The sequence below is a fragment of the Streptomyces sp. NPDC088746 genome (assembly GCF_044751065.1).
Lineage (GTDB): Bacteria > Actinomycetota > Actinomycetes > Streptomycetales > Streptomycetaceae > Streptomyces.
The window spans coordinates 133,306-148,841 of the sequence record NZ_JBIVLA010000009.1 but is presented as its reverse complement, the minus strand read 5'-3'; the positions used below and the strand labels follow the sequence as shown (position 1 = coordinate 148,841).

Below are 15,536 nucleotides of genomic sequence, written 5' to 3'. Positions count from 1 at the left end.
CCGCCTCAGGCGTCGACCTTCTCCATGACCTCGTCCGAGACGTCGAAGTTGGCGAAGACGTTCTGCACGTCGTCGCTGTCCTCCAGCGCGTCGATCAGCTTGAAGATCTTGCGCGCGCCCTCTTCGTCGAGCTCGACCTGCATGGTCGGGACGAAGTTGGCCTCGGCCGAGTCGTAGTCGATGCCGGCCTCCTGGAGCGCGGTGCGGACCGCGACCATGTCGGTGGCCTCGCTGAGCACCTCGAAGGTGTCACCGAGGTCGTTGACCTCCTCGGCGCCGGCGTCGAGCACCGCACCGAGCACGTCGTCCTCGCCGAGCTCGCCCTTGGGGACGATCACGACACCCTTGCGGTTGAACAGGTACGAGACCGAGCCCGGGTCAGCCATCGAACCGCCGTTGCGGGTCATGGCGACACGGACGTCGGACGCGGCGCGGTTGCGGTTGTCGGTGAGGCACTCGATGAGCACCGCGACGCCGTTCGGCCCGTAGCCCTCGTACATGATCGTCTCGTAGTCGGCGCCACCGGCCTCGAGACCGGCACCGCGCTTGACCGCCGAGTCGATGTTCTTGTTCGGGACCGAGCTCTTCTTGGCCTTCTGGATGGCGTCGAAGAGGGTCGGGTTGCCGGACACATCGGCACCGCCGGTGCGGGCCGCGACCTCGATGTTCTTGATCATCTTCGCGAAGAGCTTGCCGCGCTTGGCGTCGATCACGGCCTTCTTGTGCTTCGTCGTAGCCCATTTAGAGTGGCCGGACATCTGCCTTCTCCTTCGCGTCACCAAAATCGATCCGAACCCGAGAGATCCTACCGGGGTCGGATCAGCCCACGGCGCGCACCATGTCGGTGAAGAGCGCGTGCACCCGGTGGTCGCCGGTCAGTTCCGGGTGGAATGACGTGGCGAGGGCGTTTCCCTGGCGTACGGCCACGATATGCCCCCCGTGCACCGCGACGACCTCCGCGCGGGCGCCGACCGACTCCACCCAGGGGGCCCGGATGAAGACGCCGTCGACGGGTCCGCCGGGCACGCCGTCGACCTCGACGGCCGCCTCGAAGGACTCGTTCTGCCGCCCGAAAGCGTTACGGCGCACGATCATGTCGATGCCACCGACCGTCTCCTGGCCGGAGCGGGGGTCGAGGATCTTGTCGGCGAGCAGGATCATGCCGGCGCAGGTGCCGTAGACGGGCATCCCGGCGGCCACCCGCTCACGCAGGGGTTCCAGCATGCCGAAGAGGACGGCCAGCTTGGACATCGTGGTGGACTCGCCACCGGGTATGACGAGCCCGTCGACCTCGGCGAGCTCCTCGGGCCGCCTGACCGGCCTGGCCACGGCGTCCGCCGAGGCCAGGGCGATCAGGTGTTCCCGTACGTCGCCCTGGAGAGCCAGGACTCCGATCACAGGGGTGTCGGTCATCGGTGCTTACCAGCCGCGGTTGGCGTAGCGCTCGCCCTCGGGGAGCGTGTCGCAGTTGATGCCGACCATGGCCTCGCCGAGGTTGCGGGAGGCGTCCGCGATGATCTTCGGGTCGTCGTAGAAGGTGGTGGCCTTCACGATGGCGGCGGCGCGCTTGGCCGGGTCGCCGGACTTGAAGATGCCGGAACCCACGAAGACGCCCTCGGCGCCGAGCTGACGCATCAGGGCCGCGTCCGCGGGGGTCGCCACGCCGCCGGCCGAGAACAGGACGACGGGCAGCCGGCCGAGCTCGGAGACCTCCTTGACCAGCTCGTAGGGGGCGCGGAGGTCCTTGGCGGCGGCGTACAGCTCGTTGTTGTCGAAGCCGCGCAGGCGGGCGATCTCGTTCTTGATCTGGCGCAGGTGGCGGACCGCCTCGACGACGTTGCCCGTGCCCGCCTCGCCCTTCGAGCGGATCATCGCGGCGCCCTCGGCGATACGGCGCAGGGCCTCGCCCAGGTTGGTGGCGCCGCAGACGAAGGGGGTGGTGAAGGCGAACTTGTCGCTGTGGTTGACCTCGTCGGCCGGGGTGAGGACCTCGGACTCGTCGATGTAGTCGACGCCCAGGGACTGGAGCACCTGGGCCTCGACGAAGTGGCCGATGCGGGACTTGGCCATGACGGGGATGGAGACGGCCTCGATGATCTCCTCGATCATGTTGGGGTCCGACATCCGGGCCACGCCGCCGTCCTTGCGGATGTCGGCCGGCACCCGCTCCAGCGCCATGACGGCCACGGCGCCCGCGTCCTCGGCGATCTTCGCCTGCTCGGCGTTGACGACGTCCATGATCACGCCGCCCTTGAGCTGCTCGGCCATGCCGCGCTTGACGCGGGCGGTGCCGGTGGCCGGGGTCTCGGCGGACTGCGGGGTGGTGGGAAGCGTGGACACGGATCGACCTCACTGGGGTGGAAAGACGCTGGATGGTGCAGACCCGAGCAAACGCTCCGGGAGCAGTCCACAGCAAGGGCCAATGCACACCCCGTGGATCGTTCTGCACGCCTCCGGGCCGCCCGGCCGGTCCGCGCTCAGCTGCCGGGACGGTCCGCCAGGGCGACCGGCGGCTCGTCGTCCATCTCGAACGCGAGCGGGAAGGGGGCGTGCCCCGCCAGCCGGAACAGCCGTACGGTCCGGTGTCTGCGCAGCGCGCGGGCGGCGCGCACCGAGTCGTTGTGGAAGCGGCGCGCCATCGGTACGCGGCGTACGGCGGCGGCCAGTTCCTTCGCCGCGTCCTCGCCGCCCGGGAACTCCTTCACGGCCTCGACCTGCGCCGCCTCGCCGAACACGGCCCGCAGGGCGGTGCTCAGCTCGCTCTCGGCGACCTCGCGCTGCTCCTCCTCGGCCTGCCGCGCCGCGTGTGCGGCCTCGTAGAGCACGATCGACGCGGCCGGGTCCAGGACCCCGGCGGTGGCCAGTTCCTGGGTGACCGAGGCACGGCGCAGCAGCTGGGCGTCGAGCGCCGCCCGGGCCGCGTCGATACGGGCGTGGAGCCGGTCGAGCCGGCCGGCGGTCCAGCTGAGATACAGGCCGATCGCGAAGAGCGCGACGACGGTCCAGATGAGGATTTCGATCACGGGCGGCAAGGCTACCGTCGGAGGGGACCGCCCGGCCCCGCCGGTGCGCCCCCGGGGCGGTGACCGTCCCCGCTCAGTCCCGGGCGAGGCCGAAGCGTGCGCGGAGCCCCGTGCGTTCGTCGGTGTCCACGGCCGCCGCTCCGTCGGTCACCGTCTCGTACACCGCCAGGATGTCCGCGCCGACCGTCGTCCAGTCGAAGCGGCGCACATGCGCGCTGCCCCGTTCCCGCAGCCCCGAGCGCCGCTCCGGGTCGCCCAGGAGCCGGATCGCGGCCGAGGCCAGGGCGTCCGCGTCCTCGTTGGCGAACAGGTCGCCGGCGGCTCCCTGGTCGAGCACCTGCGCGAACGCGTCCAGGTCGCTGGCGAGGACGGGCGCTCCGGCCGACAGGGCCTCGACCAGGATGATGCCGAAGCTCTCCCCGCCGGTGTTCGGCGCGACGTACACGTCGACACTGCGCAGCAGCCTGGCCTTGTCCTCGTCGCTGACCATGCCGAGGAACTCGACGCGCGAGCGCATCTCCCCGGGCAGCGAGGCGACCGCCTCCTCCTCGTCGCCCCGTCCCGCGACCAGCAGCCGGGTCTCCGGGCGGGCGGCGAGGATCGTGGGCAGCGCCTTCATCAGGACGGGCAGCCCCTTGCGCGGCTCGTCGATGCGTCCTATGAAGCCGAGCGTGCCCCCCTGCCACTCGGCCTTCGGCTCGGCCCGGGCGAAGAAGTCGACGTCGACGCCGTTGGGGATGACCACGGCGTCGCCGCCGAGGTGCTCGACCAGGGTCCGGCGGGCGTACTCGCTCACCGCGATCCGCGCGCTGATCTTCTCCAGCGCGGGCTGGAGGATCGGGTACGCCGCGATCATGGCCCTGGAGCGGGGGTTGGACGTGTGGAACGTGGCCACGATCGGCCCCTGTGCCGCCCAGCAGGTGAGCAGGCCGAGCGAGGGCGAGGTGGGCTCGTGGATGTGGATCACGTCGAAGGTGCCGTCGTTGAGCCAGCGCCGTACGCGCGCCGCCGACAGGAACCCGAAGTTCAGCCGGGCGACCGAGCCGTTGTACGGGACGGGCACCGCCCTGCCCGCGGAGACGACGTACGGCGGGAGCGGCGTCTCGTCGTCGGCGGGCGCGAGCACGGAGACGTCGTGGCCGAGGCGGATCAGGTGCTCCGCCAGGTCGCGGATGTGGAACTGCACCCCGCCCGGAACGTCCCAGGAGTACGGGCAGACGATGCCGATCTTCACGGAGCTTCCCCCTGGGGTTCCAGATCGGAGAGCCAGAGCCGCTGGAGCATGTGCCAGTCCTCCGGATGCTCGGCGATCCCGGTGGCGAAGGCGTCGGCCAGCGCCTGTGTCATGGAGGACGTCTTCTCGGCCCGGGTACCTGTCTCCGGCACGGCGACGGGCTCGTGGACCCGTCCCCGCATCACGGGCGTGCCGTCGTACCAGAGGGTGGCGGGCAGCAGCAGGGCACCGGTCTGCTGCGCCAGCAGAGCCGGGCCGGCGGGCATGCGCGCGGTGTCGCCGAAGAAGTCCACCTCGACGCCGGAGGCGGACAGATCGCGGTCGGCGACGAGGCAGACCAGCCCGCCGGCGCGCAGGCGCCGGGCCAGGGCCCCGAACGCGGCCCCTCCGTTGTGCGGCAGGACCTCCATGCCCAGGCCCTGGCGGTAGGCCACGAACCGGTCGTAGAGGGTCTCGGGCTTGAGCCTCTCGGCGACCGTCGTGAACGGCACCTCGAGGCTCGTGGTGACGTACGCGCCCGCCAGGTCCCAGTTCCCCAGGTGTGGCAGCGCGAGGACGACCCCCCGGCCCGCGTCCAGGCCTTCGGTGAGCCTGTGGATGTCGCGGACGTCTATGGAGGCCTTGATCCGCTGCGCACTCCACGTGGGCAACCGGAAGGACTCCATCCAGTAGCGCATGTACGAGCGCATGCCGGCCTTGGACAGCTCGGCGAGCCGGGCGGCGTCCGCGTCGGGCACCACCCGGGCGAGGTTCGACTCCAGCCGCAGCACGGACTTTCCGCGCCGCTTCCACACCTGATCGGCCAGGGTGCGGAAGAGCGCGGTGGCGGCCGGCTCGGGAAGCTTCTTGACCGCGCCCCAGCCCAGGCCGTAGAGCCCGTCGGTCAGCCGGTCCCTGAGATCGGTTCCGGTGCCGCTCACTGCGTGGCCTCGCTCCCCTGTTCCGCCGTCCCGCCCTGGGCGGCGGCCGCGGCGGCATCGGCCTCGGCAGACTCCCTGCGCACGGTCACCACCCGCTGGACCAGCGTCACCAGGCTGCCGGCGGCGACGATCCACAGCGCGATCGGCAGCAGGACCTGGATGCCCGGCACACCGAAGCCGTGCAGGCCGGCGAGGCCCGCCGCGACCAGGGAGATGACGAGCCGCTCGGCGCGCTCCACCAGTCCGTTCACCGCGACCGGCAGGCCGATCGACTCGCCGCGCGCCTTCGTGTACGAGACCACCTGGCCGCTGGCCAGGCAGAAGATCGCGACCGCGCACAGCACGTTGTCGTCACCGCTGCCCGCGTACCAGAGCGCGAACCCGGCGAAGATCGCCCCGTCCGCGACCCGGTCGAGCGTCGAGTCCAGGAACGCGCCCCACCGGCTGGAGATCCCGGCCTGCCGGGCCATGTTGCCGTCGACCAGGTCCGAGAAGACGAAGACCGTGATCACGATGGTGCCCCAGAAGAACTCCCCCATCGGGAAGAAGACCAGCGCACCTGCCATCACTCCGGCCGTACCGACGAGAGTGACCGCGTCGGGACTGACCCCGAGGCGGAGCAGCAGAGCGGCGAACGGTGTGAGGACACGCGTAAAAAATGCACGCGCGTACTTGTTCAGCATGGCCTTCCCGAGGTTCGGTGGGCGCCGCGGCCCTTTCGGCCATCGGCTGGCCCATCGTAGTCACGAGCCGTGCCGCGCAACGGCGGGGCACCCCGTCCCGCCGGATGTCCCGGAAGTCATGCTTCGCCGTGTGCGACGTATGGACGGTTTCCGGCACGGGTGAAAAGCTCGAATGACCGCGGGCGTCGCCGAAGCCGCCGCGGCGGCTCCGCCCTGCCCGTGCATCCACTCCCCCAGCTCTTGCGGCACTGCGCCAACCGATCGGGAGGCACGCATCATGGGCGACAGGACTCACACGCACACCGGAGCCGCCGGCAGGGCAGCGACGGCCGACCGGCCCGCTTCCGTACGGAACGTGGTGCTGGTCGGCCACAGCGGCTCGGGCAAGACCACTCTGGTCGAGGCACTCGCGCTGACGGCCGGGGCGCTGAACCGGGCCGGCCGGGTCGAGGACGGCACCACCGTCTCCGACCACGACGAGATCGAACAGCGCCGACGGCGTTCCGTACAGCTCTCGCTGGTCCCCGTCGAATGGGACGGCTACAAGATCAACCTGCTGGACACCCCCGGCTACGCGGACTTCGTCGGTGAACTCAGGGCCGGTCTGCGTGCGGCGGACGCGGCCCTCTTCGTCGTCTCGGCCGCCCAGGAGGCCGACGCCGTGGCGGGCACCACCCGCGCGGTCTGGGAGGAGTGCGCGGCCGTCGGGATGCCCCGGGCGATCGTCGTCACGCACCTGGACACGGCGCGTACGTCCTTCGACGAGATGACCCGGATCTGCGGCCGGATCTTCGGGCGCGACGACCCGGACGCGGTGCTCCCCCTCTACCTGCCGGTGCAGGGGCCCGAGGGCCCGGACGGGCACGCGCCGCTGACCGGGCTCACCGGGCTCCTCACCCAGCGGATCTTCGACTACTCCTCGGGGGAACGGCAGGAGGCGCCACCCGGCGGTGACCAGCGGGAACCGCTTCTGGAGGCCCGTAACCGGCTCATCGAGGGGATCATCGCCGAGAGCGAGGACGAGACCCTGATGGACCACTACCTCGGGGGCGGCGAGGTAGGTGTGACGACGCTCGTCGCGGACCTGGAGCGCGCGGTCGCGCGTGGCTCCTTCCACCCCGTCCTCACCGCCGCGCCCGCCGCCGACGGCGCCCGCCAGGGCATCGGCACCGTGGAACTCCTCGATCTGATCACGCGTGGCTTCCCCTCCCCCGAGGAGCGCACCCTGCCCGCCGTCACCACCCCGGACGGCGCCCCGCGCCCCGCCCCGGTCTGCGATCCGGCGGCACCCCTGGTCGCCGAGGTCGTGAGGACCACGTCCGACCCCTACGTGGGACGGGTCTCCCTCGTACGCGTCTTCTCCGGCACCCTGCGCCCCGACGACGCCGTACACGTGTGCGGGCACGGCCTCACCGGACCCGGGGGCGACGCCCGCCCCTGCCACGAGGCCGACGTACGCGTCGGGGCCCTCTCCGCGCCCTTCGGCGGACAGCAGCGCCCCCTGGACAGCTGCGTCGCCGGAGACCTGGCCGGCGTCTCCAAGCTCGGCGGGGCGGAGACCGGGGACACCCTCTCCGGCCGCGGGGAACCGCTGCTGATGGAGCCGTGGGCCACGCCCGACCCGCTGCTCCCGCTGGCGGTCCGGGCCCACGGCAAGGCCGACGAGGACAAGCTCTCGCAGGGACTGGCGCGTCTGGTCGCCGAGGATCCGACCATGCGTCTGGAGCAGAACCAGGACACCCACCAGGTCGTCCTGTGGTGCATGGGCGAGGCGCACGCGGAGGTGGCGCTGGAACGCCTGCGCAGCAGGTACGGCGTGCAGGTCGACGCCGAGCCCCACCGCGTGCCGCTGCGCGAGACCTTCGCCTCGCGCACCCTGGGGCGGGGCCGGCACGTCAAGCAGTCCGGCGGGCACGGCCAGTACGCCGTCTGCGAGATCGAGGTCGAGCCGCTGCCGCCCGGCACGGGCATCGAGTTCGTCGACAAGGTGGTCGGCGGTTCGGTGCCGCGGCAGTTCATCGCCTCCGTGGAGAAGGGCGTACGCGCCCAGGCGGCCCGCGGTGTCGCGGCCGGCCATCCGCTCGTCGACGTACGCGTCACCCTGCTCGACGGGAAGTCGCACTCGGTGGACTCCTCCGACGCCGCCTTCCAGACCGCGGGCGCCCTGGCGCTGCGCGAGGCGGCGGCCGACACCCGCATCCAGCTCCTCGAACCCGTCGCCGAGGTCGGCGTCCTCGTCCCGGACGACTACGTGGGGGCCGTCATGAGCGATCTCGCGGGGCGCCGCGGGCGGGTCGTCGGCACCGAGCAGGCGACCGGTGGGCGCACGCTCGTACGGGCGGAGGTGCCGGAGATCGAGATCGGCAGGTACACCGTCGACCTCCGCTCCCTGACGCACGGCACCGGACGGTTCGACCGGGCGTACGCCCGGCACGAACCGATGCCTCCCCAACTCGCGGACCGCATCCGCGAAGCGCCGGAAAACAGCACAAACGTGAGCTAGTTGACTGGATCTGGCGCCTGCCGCCCGCCCCCGGCCACATCGGCGGGCGGGCGGCGCGCCCGGACGATACTCTGTGGGCCCAGCTCAGAAGGTGTGCGACGTACGGTAGTTGGGAACAGCCGCAGGAGCAGACCGTGCGGGCGAGTGGGGGCGACAGTGGCCAACGACGGATTCGATTTCTCTCCCGGAGCGCAGATCCCGCTCCAGGGTTCGGGAGGGCAGGCGGTGGCGACGAACGCCCTCGCCTCCGCCGCGTACCGCGACAGCGATGTGACCGAGATCCTGAAGGCCAACAGCGAGTGGCACAAGTCCGAGGTGAAACCGGGCGAGTCCAAGCTGTTCAAGTCCGACTACTTCAAGCCGAATCTCGGCGAGGCGTTCTCCCGGGCCGTCCAGGAACGCATGCTCGGCGGCGGCCGCAACGCGCTCATCCAGTCCTTCGGCACCGACCCGCAGACCGTCGTCGAGCACTGCCTCTCCGCGACCCGGCTGCGCAAGGCACGCGACTCGAAGCTGACGCTGGTCACCGCGGTCTTCGGCTTCGCCTTCCTGCCCGGTCTGGTCCTCTGGGTCCTCGCCTTCCGGCTGCGCGACTTCCTCAACAAGTCCAAGGACAAGTTCTTCCAGGCGCTGGGCGGCATCCTCCTCATCGCGCTCGGTGCCGGCGCCGCGTTCTTCCTGATCGCCATGCCGCTCACCGGCTTCCTGGCGCTCTACCTGCGGGCGGCCGCCGTCGCACCGCTGATCGGCTGGCTGCTCGCCAAGCGGATCGCGGAGACCTCGGTCAAGGACCTGCGCGCCCGCTGGGAAGGGCTCCTCTCCGGCAGCGGCGTCAGCGCCAAGATCCCCGAGGCCGTGCCCAAGAACCCCAACGAGACGGCCCGCGAGGCGCTGCGCCAGGGCCTGGAGAAGCTCTCCGCCGAGCAGCAGTCCAACGCCGTCTTCTACGCGGGCCCCAAGGGCATCCTCGGCATGGGGACCCGCTGGGGAAGCTGGCAGCTCGCCGAGGAACTCACCCCGGAGGACCCCGCCAAGGAGATCCACCAGTTCCGGAGCTGGGACGTCGTGCGGGCGATCCACGACCAGCTGAAGATGCTGGAGCGCGGCCCGCTGAACACCGGCGGCTTCCCCACGCCGTCGGTCAAGCACTGGATCGTCTCCCCCGTCGGCGAGAACGCGGACTCGGTCTCCCGCCCCGAGGGCGAGGACGTCGCCACCTTCCAGATCAAGCCCCACGAGATACAGCGCATCTGCAACCACCAGCAGTTCGGCAGCGGCAACCGGCATTACCTGGGCGTGCAGTTCACCCTCTGGGACGGCCAGCTCGTGATCACGATGCTGATCACGGTCACCGTGCTCCACGAGACCCTGCGCATCGAGGTCACCGGGCACGCGCTGGGCCCCGTCCACGGACTCTTCCTCACCAAGCCGGAGGCGGCGACCAAGACGGTGAAGAAGGCCGTCAGGTTCTGGGAGACCCGCAAGGTGACGCTCCCCCTCATCAAGGCGAGCGAGGTCGTCAGGCTCGCCCTGCGCGCCCCCTTCACCTGGTACCCGCCGCTGCTCGACTACCTGGGCGGCAAGATCGTCCTGCCCGAGCCCTTCGGTCTGCGGCACGCCTGGGCCGCCAAGCCGTGGGGCCACCGCTTCATGGCCGACGACGCCATGCGGACGGCCACCCCGGTCCTGCGCGTCGTCCACTCCGCGACGATGCGGGTCCTCAAGGAACACGGCGTCGACACGGAGCGCTTCGACAACCGCTCCATGATCCTCAGCGGACTGGTCCAGGACCCCGCCCCGAGGAAGGCCGACGTCTACGACGCCTGACCCGGCCCGGGACGGGAACCCCGCAGCTCAGGCGGACGGCTGTGCGGCCGGCCACACACCGGCCAGCATCGTCCGGGTGTCCCCCAGCAGCTGAGGGAGCACCTTCGTGTGGCCGACGACCGGCATGAAGTTGGTGTCCCCGCCCCAGCGGGGCACCACGTGCTGGTGGAGATGCGCGGCGATGCCCGCACCGGCCTCGGCGCCCTGGTTCATCCCGATGTTGAAGCCGTGCGCCCCGGAGGCTGCCCGCAGCGCGACCATGGCCCGCTTGGTGAAGTCGGCCAGCTCCACGGTCTCCGGGCCGTCGAGCTCGGTGTAGTCGGCCACGTGCCGGTACGGCACCACCATCAGGTGCCCGCCGTTGTACGGATACAGATTGAGCACGGCGTAGACCCGCTCGCCCCTGGCGACGACGAGCCCGTCCTCGTCGGACTTCGAGGGAATCTCGCAGAACGGACAGCCGTCCCCGGCTCCCGGGCCGCTCGGCTTGCTCTCACCCTGGATGTAGGCCATCCGGTGGGGCGTCCACAGGCGCTGGAACGCGTCGGGCGTCCCCACTCCGATCTGCTGTTCCGGCTCACTCGTCATGCCGGTCAGCATATTGCGTCACTCCCGGCGCGCGTGTCGCCGGGGGCGGGCCCGCCGGGGCACCGCGATGCTGACGCCATGAGCGACCGCCCCACGGCCCCCGACCCCGCCCGGCTGAAGGAATGGGAGCAGCGCACCGAGGTGCCGCTCTTCGCCGCGGCGCTGGTCTTCCTCACCGGTTACGCGGTCCGCGTCCTCGCCCCCGACGGCGCCCAGCCCTGGCGCGACATCGCCCTGGCGCTCGTCGCCGCCACCTGGCTGCTCTTCGTCGTGGACTACGGCGTACGGCTCAGGCTCAGCGGTCTGGGCCTCCGCTTCGCGCACCGTCACTGGCTGGACACGGCGGTCCTGCTCCTGCCGCTGCTGCGCCCGCTGCGGATGGTCAAGGTCTACACGGCGGTCCAGCAGCGCAGGCACGGCCCCGGGCTGACTCTCTACGCCCGGGTGATGACGTATGCGAGCCTCACCGCCGCGCTCCTGGGCTTCTCCGCGGCGCTCGCGGTGTACCACCAGGAGCAGGGGGCGCCCGGCTCCACGATCCGCACGTTCGGCGACTCGCTGTGGTGGGCGTGCGCGACGCTCACCACGGTGGGCTACGGCGACGCGGTGCCGGTGACCCCGGTCGGCCGGGTGATCGCGGCGTTCCTGATGGCGTGCGGGCTGGCGCTGCTGGGGGCGGTGACGGGCTCGTTCTCGTCGTGGCTGGTGGAGGTGTTCAAGCGGGAGGACGAGAAGAGGCCCCCGGGGAGCGCGTAGCTCCCCGGGGGCCTCCTTCGGGCAGGGTCACACCTGTACGCGGCGCTCCACCACGTCGGCGAGCTTGGCGATCGCCTCGTCACGGGCGATGCCGTTCTCCTGCGATCCGTCGCGGTAGCGGAAGGACACCGTGCCCGCGTTCATGTCCTCGTCGCCGACGATGATCATGAACGGGACCTTGGCCTTCTGGTGGTTGCGGATCTTCTTCTGCATCCGGTCGGACGAGGCGTCCACCTCGACCCGCAGCCCCTTCTTGCGCGCCTCGGCGGCGAACTCCTGGAGATACGGGATGTGGGTGTCGCCGATCGGGATGCCGACCGCCTGGACCGGGGCCAGCCAGACCGGGAACGCGCCCGCGTAGTGCTCCAGCAGCACCGCGAAGAAGCGCTCGATGGAGCCGAACAGGGCGCGGTGGATCATGACCGGGCGCTGCTTGGTGCCGTCCGGACCGGTGTACTCCAGGTCGAAGCGCTCCGGCAGGTTGAAGTCGAGCTGCACGGTCGACATCTGCCACGTACGGCCGATGGCGTCCTTGCACTGCACCGAGATCTTCGGGCCGTAGAACGCGGCGCCGCCCGGGTCCGGGACCAGCGGGAGGCCCTGCTTCTCGGCGACCTGACGCAGTGTCTCGGTGGCCTCTTCCCAGGCCTCGTCGGAGCCGACGAACTTCTCGGGGTCCTTGGTGGACAGCTCCAGGTAGAAGTCGGTCAGACCGTAGTCGCGGAGCAGGTTCAGGACGAAGGTGAGCGTCCGGTCGAGCTCCTCGGCCATCTGCTCGCGGGTGCAGTAGATGTGCGCGTCGTCCTGCGTGAAGCCGCGCGAGCGGGTCAGGCCGTGGACGACACCCGACTTCTCGTACCGGTACACGGTGCCGAACTCGAAGAGGCGGAGCGGCAGTTCACGATAGGAACGGCCCCGCGCGTCGAAGATCAGGTTGTGCATCGGGCAGTTCATCGGCTTGAGGTAGTAGTCCACGCCGTCGTCGAGCTGCATGGGCGGGTACATGCCGTCGGCGTACCAGTCGAGGTGGCCGGACTTCTCGAAGAGCTTGCCCTTGGTGGCGTGGGGGCTGTAGACGAACTCGTAGCCCTCCTCCTCGTGGCGGCGCCGCGAGTAGTCCTCCATGGCCCGGCGGATGACGCCGCCCTTGGGGTGGAAGACCGCGAGGCCGGGGCCGATCTCGTCGGGGAAGGAGAAGAGGTCCAGCTCGTTGCCGAGCTTGCGGTGGTCGCGCTTGGCGGCCTCCTCCAGGAACAGCAGGTGCGCCTTGAGCTCGTCCTTGGTGGGCCAGGCGGTGCCGTAGATACGCTGGAGCATCGGGTTCTTCTCGCTGCCCCGCCAGTACGCCGCCGCGTTCCGCATCAGCTTGAACGCGGGGATGAACCGGGTGGTGGGCAGGTGCGGGCCCCGGCAGAGGTCCTTCCAGCACAGCTCGCCGGTCTTGGCGTCCAGGTTGTCGTAGATGGTCAGCTCGCCGCCGCCCACCTCGACGTCCGCGCCGTCGTCCGTGGAGGCGGAGCCCTTGATGCCGATGAGCTCCAGCTTGTACGGCTCGCCGGCGAGCTCCTCGCGGGCCGCCTCGTCGGTCACGACCCGGCGGGAGAACCTCTGGCCCCGCTTCTGGATCTCCTGCATCTTCTTCTCGATGGCCTTGAGGTCCTCGGGCGTGAACGGCTTCTCGACGTCGAAGTCGTAGTAGAAACCGTCCTTGACCGGCGGGCCGATGCCCAGCTTGGCCTCGGGGTGCAGCTCCTGCACGGCCTGTGCCATCACGTGCGCGGTGGAGTGCCGCAGGATGTTCAGGCCGTCCTCGGAGGAGATCTCGACGGGCTCGACGACCTCGCCGTCCCCGAGCTCGTACGCGAGGTCGCGCAGCTCGCCGTCGACCCGGGCCGCGACGACGGTGCGCTGCCCGGGGAAGAGCTCGGCGGCCGTCGTGCCCGTCGTCACCACGTGCTCTTCCCGCTCGGAATCGCGTTGGATGATCACACGGACGTCTGACACCGGTCTCTCCTGACTGAGGGGGTGCGTCGCTTTCCTCTGGCGCGCGCAAGAGGAATCGTACCGAGCCGGGGGGCCTCGACGCGAAAGGGATACCGGGCGGGCTACTCCTCGTCCCCCGTGCACGCCTCCTCGAAGAAGTCGACGTTCTCGTGGAGCGACTTCATCAGCCGGTCCCGCTCGGCCTCGTCCACCTGCACCGGTGTGACCTGGGAGGCGCCGCCGAGCCTGCGGAAGCCGCCCCGGTTCTCCAGTCTGCCCTCCACCCGCAGGGGAAGTCCGACCAGGTGCGCGTGGCCCGCGATGCGGTAGGCCTCCTCGTCGAGCTCGATCCGTACGTGCGCCACCTCGGCTCCCGCCAGCACCCGCAGCCGCACGACACCGGGGCCGCGCGGCCCGGAGCGGCGCAGCCGCACGACGGCTCCGGTGATGCGTACGGGAACGGCGGGCTCGTCCTGCTGGTAGCGCGCTCCCGCCATGCGGAGGGCGGGCAGATCGCCCGGGGAGAACTCGACGGGCTCGGGGTTCGCGGGGCACCCTTCGGGTGTTCCGGCGGCGGGTGCCCAGGCCAGCGTGATCCTGGCGCCCTCCGCTCCCCGGACGAGGGCGACGACCGCGTCGGTCAGCTCCCGGCTGACGCCGGCGGCGACAGCGGTGTCGAAGGCTTCCATCCCGCCGGTGGCCCGCTGGTAGTCGACGGCCTCCCGGGCCGCGTGCAGCGCCGCGTAGAGCTGTACGGCGACGGCCCGCCCCGAGGTGACAGGGACGAACGCGGTGAGGCAGCGGCCGTCGGCGGCGGGCCCGACCAGGGTGCCGTCCAGGGCCCTCCGGGCTTTCCCCCGGTGCCGGGCGCCGTGGTAGCCGGCCCGGCCGCGTGCGGCGAGGGATCCGGCGAGGAGGATCTGCCGGGCCGCCCTGCGCAGTTGGTCGGTGCAGGTCCAGTCGGCGGCTCCCGAGGCGCCTTCGGGGACGTCACGCCACCAGCGGATCTCGTCGCTGGGCACGGTGAGGGCGACCAGGATGTCGCGGGCCGAGGGGGTGGCGCTGCGGGTGAGCGCGGTCAGCGCCTCGGCGAGCAGCTCCTGCCCGTCGGGGAAGGCGGTGCTGTCCGGCACGAGCAGGCTGGTACCGCCGGTGGCGGGGCCGGGCGGGATCCAGCGGCTGTAGCGTCCGCTCGCGCCCCCGCGCCGGTGCCAGCCGTGGCGCCGCAGCAGCGCACCGAGGACGGCGGGGTCGACGCGTGCGGGGTCGGGGGCCTCTCCGGGGCCGGGGCCGTCGGCGTACGGGTGCGCGCGGCTGCCCGCCGGGACCGTCCCTCCGTTGGGCTCGTCCATCGACCTGTGCATCAGGGTCTCCCTCCCGCCCCGACCCGGGCCATGATGTCGCAGAGCGCGCGGTCGTCGAAGATCCGCGAGGTCGGGATCCGCACGGTGGTCCGGTGCCGGCCCGTCACCGGGTGGCCGGCCAGGTTCGTCCAGTAACAGCAGTGCCTCAGGTCCAGCCGGTCGTGTCCGGCCCGCAGCCAGTCGTCCTGGCTGCGGGGCACGAGCATCACGACCAGGATCTTGTGCACCGACACCGGGGTGCGCGCGAGCTTCACCAGATGGGCGTTGTCGAGGGTGAAGGAGAACGCGGCGCCGGGTGGGTGCGGGGGGATCTGGTAGGTGCACTTGAGCTGCACCTTGATGGTCACCTCGTCGTCGACGGTGTGGTCGGGGGCGCCGTGGCTGACGTGCCAGTCGATGCCGTTGTCGGGAAAGGGCTGCGAGAGCGAGCAGCCCGCCGCGGCCGCGACCGCGTGGAGGTAGCCCACCTGGAGGGTCTCCATGCAGGCGGTGGTGGCGAGTGTGCCGCGCAGCGGTGGTGTGCTCCGCTGCTGCGGCGGCTTTCCCCCGTGGTCCTCGGTGCGGGCGGGACTCCCTGGGTTCGGCTGCGCGAGCGCCATGGCTCCGTGCCTTCCGGGCTGTGCCGACCGGTTGTCCGGTCTCCGCTGACGGGCTG

At 71.2% G+C, this 15,536-nt stretch carries 14 protein-coding genes; 3 read left to right on the top strand and 11 right to left on the bottom strand.

The window, feature by feature from the left end:
• Positions 1 to 5: 5 nt before the first annotated feature.
• The 7 genes from ACIP63_RS32190 to pgsA form a co-directional block, all read right to left on the bottom strand.
• Entirely contained in the window at positions 6 to 758 is a 753-nt protein-coding gene (locus tag ACIP63_RS32190) for a YebC/PmpR family DNA-binding transcriptional regulator (RefSeq protein WP_099176837.1), read from the bottom strand.
• 61 nt (positions 759 to 819) lie between these two features.
• Positions 820 to 1,413 carry a pyridoxal 5'-phosphate synthase glutaminase subunit PdxT gene (gene pdxT, locus ACIP63_RS32185; RefSeq protein WP_401522819.1) on the bottom strand — a complete coding sequence of 198 codons (594 nt, stop codon included), beginning with the start codon at positions 1,411 to 1,413 and terminating at the stop codon, positions 820 to 822.
• Between the two features lie 6 nt (positions 1,414 to 1,419).
• Positions 1,420 to 2,340: a pyridoxal 5'-phosphate synthase lyase subunit PdxS gene (pdxS, locus tag ACIP63_RS32180; RefSeq protein ID WP_104790385.1), complete on the bottom strand. Its 921-nt coding sequence runs from the start codon at positions 2,338 to 2,340 to the stop codon at positions 1,420 to 1,422.
• A gap of 137 nt (positions 2,341 to 2,477) precedes the next feature.
• Entirely contained in the window at positions 2,478 to 3,023 is a 546-nt protein-coding gene (locus tag ACIP63_RS32175; RefSeq protein ID WP_104790384.1) for a hypothetical protein, read from the bottom strand.
• 73 nt (positions 3,024 to 3,096) lie between these two features.
• Positions 3,097 to 4,257, bottom strand: a complete 1,161-nt coding sequence (locus tag ACIP63_RS32170; RefSeq protein WP_401522815.1) for a glycosyltransferase family 4 protein — start codon at positions 4,255 to 4,257, stop codon at positions 3,097 to 3,099.
• Positions 4,254 to 5,177, bottom strand: coding sequence for a phosphatidylinositol mannoside acyltransferase (locus ACIP63_RS32165; protein WP_401522813.1), 924 nt, complete (start codon positions 5,175 to 5,177; stop codon positions 4,254 to 4,256). Before ACIP63_RS32165 ends, ACIP63_RS32170 begins: the two co-directional genes overlap by 4 nt.
• The gene (gene pgsA / locus ACIP63_RS32160; protein WP_401522810.1) at positions 5,174 to 5,860 is read right to left on the bottom strand and encodes a phosphatidylinositol phosphate synthase; all 687 of its coding nucleotides are present in this window, start codon (positions 5,858 to 5,860) and stop codon (positions 5,174 to 5,176) included. The genes ACIP63_RS32165 and pgsA overlap by 4 nt, the downstream gene beginning before the upstream one ends.
• Positions 5,861 to 6,137: 277 nt before the next feature.
• Here pgsA and ACIP63_RS32155 point away from each other — a divergent pair, with 277 nt between their 5' ends.
• Both ACIP63_RS32155 and ACIP63_RS32150 read left to right on the top strand, forming a co-directional pair.
• The gene (locus ACIP63_RS32155) at positions 6,138 to 8,363 is read left to right on the top strand and encodes an elongation factor G-like protein EF-G2 (RefSeq protein ID WP_401522807.1); all 2,226 of its coding nucleotides are present in this window, start codon (positions 6,138 to 6,140) and stop codon (positions 8,361 to 8,363) included.
• A 156-nt stretch (positions 8,364 to 8,519) separates the two neighbouring features.
• A complete protein-coding gene (locus ACIP63_RS32150; protein WP_401523161.1) occupies positions 8,520 to 10,190 on the top strand; it encodes a hypothetical protein in 1,671 nt (556 codons plus the stop codon).
• 27 nt (positions 10,191 to 10,217) lie between these two features.
• Here the strand turns inward: ACIP63_RS32150 and ACIP63_RS32145 are convergent, their stop codons facing one another.
• Positions 10,218 to 10,790: an HIT family protein gene (locus ACIP63_RS32145; RefSeq protein ID WP_401522805.1), complete on the bottom strand. Its 573-nt coding sequence runs from the start codon at positions 10,788 to 10,790 to the stop codon at positions 10,218 to 10,220.
• A 66-nt stretch (positions 10,791 to 10,856) separates the two neighbouring features.
• Between ACIP63_RS32145 and ACIP63_RS32140 the strand changes: the two genes are divergently transcribed.
• Positions 10,857 to 11,534, top strand: a complete 678-nt coding sequence (locus ACIP63_RS32140) for a potassium channel family protein (RefSeq protein ID WP_401522802.1) — start codon at positions 10,857 to 10,859, stop codon at positions 11,532 to 11,534.
• 27 nt (positions 11,535 to 11,561) lie between these two features.
• Here ACIP63_RS32140 and thrS read toward each other — a convergent pair whose 3' ends face one another.
• From thrS to ACIP63_RS32125, 3 genes are all read right to left on the bottom strand, one after another.
• A complete protein-coding gene (gene thrS / locus ACIP63_RS32135; RefSeq protein WP_401522799.1) occupies positions 11,562 to 13,538 on the bottom strand; it encodes a threonine--tRNA ligase in 1,977 nt (658 codons plus the stop codon).
• Positions 13,539 to 13,639: 101 nt separating this feature from the next.
• The gene (locus ACIP63_RS32130) at positions 13,640 to 14,881 is read right to left on the bottom strand and encodes a hypothetical protein (protein WP_401522796.1); all 1,242 of its coding nucleotides are present in this window, start codon (positions 14,879 to 14,881) and stop codon (positions 13,640 to 13,642) included.
• Positions 14,881 to 15,480, bottom strand: a complete 600-nt coding sequence (locus tag ACIP63_RS32125; protein ID WP_362929294.1) for a DUF4365 domain-containing protein — start codon at positions 15,478 to 15,480, stop codon at positions 14,881 to 14,883. The genes ACIP63_RS32130 and ACIP63_RS32125 overlap by 1 nt, the downstream gene beginning before the upstream one ends.
• Positions 15,481 to 15,536: the final 56 nt, after the last annotated feature.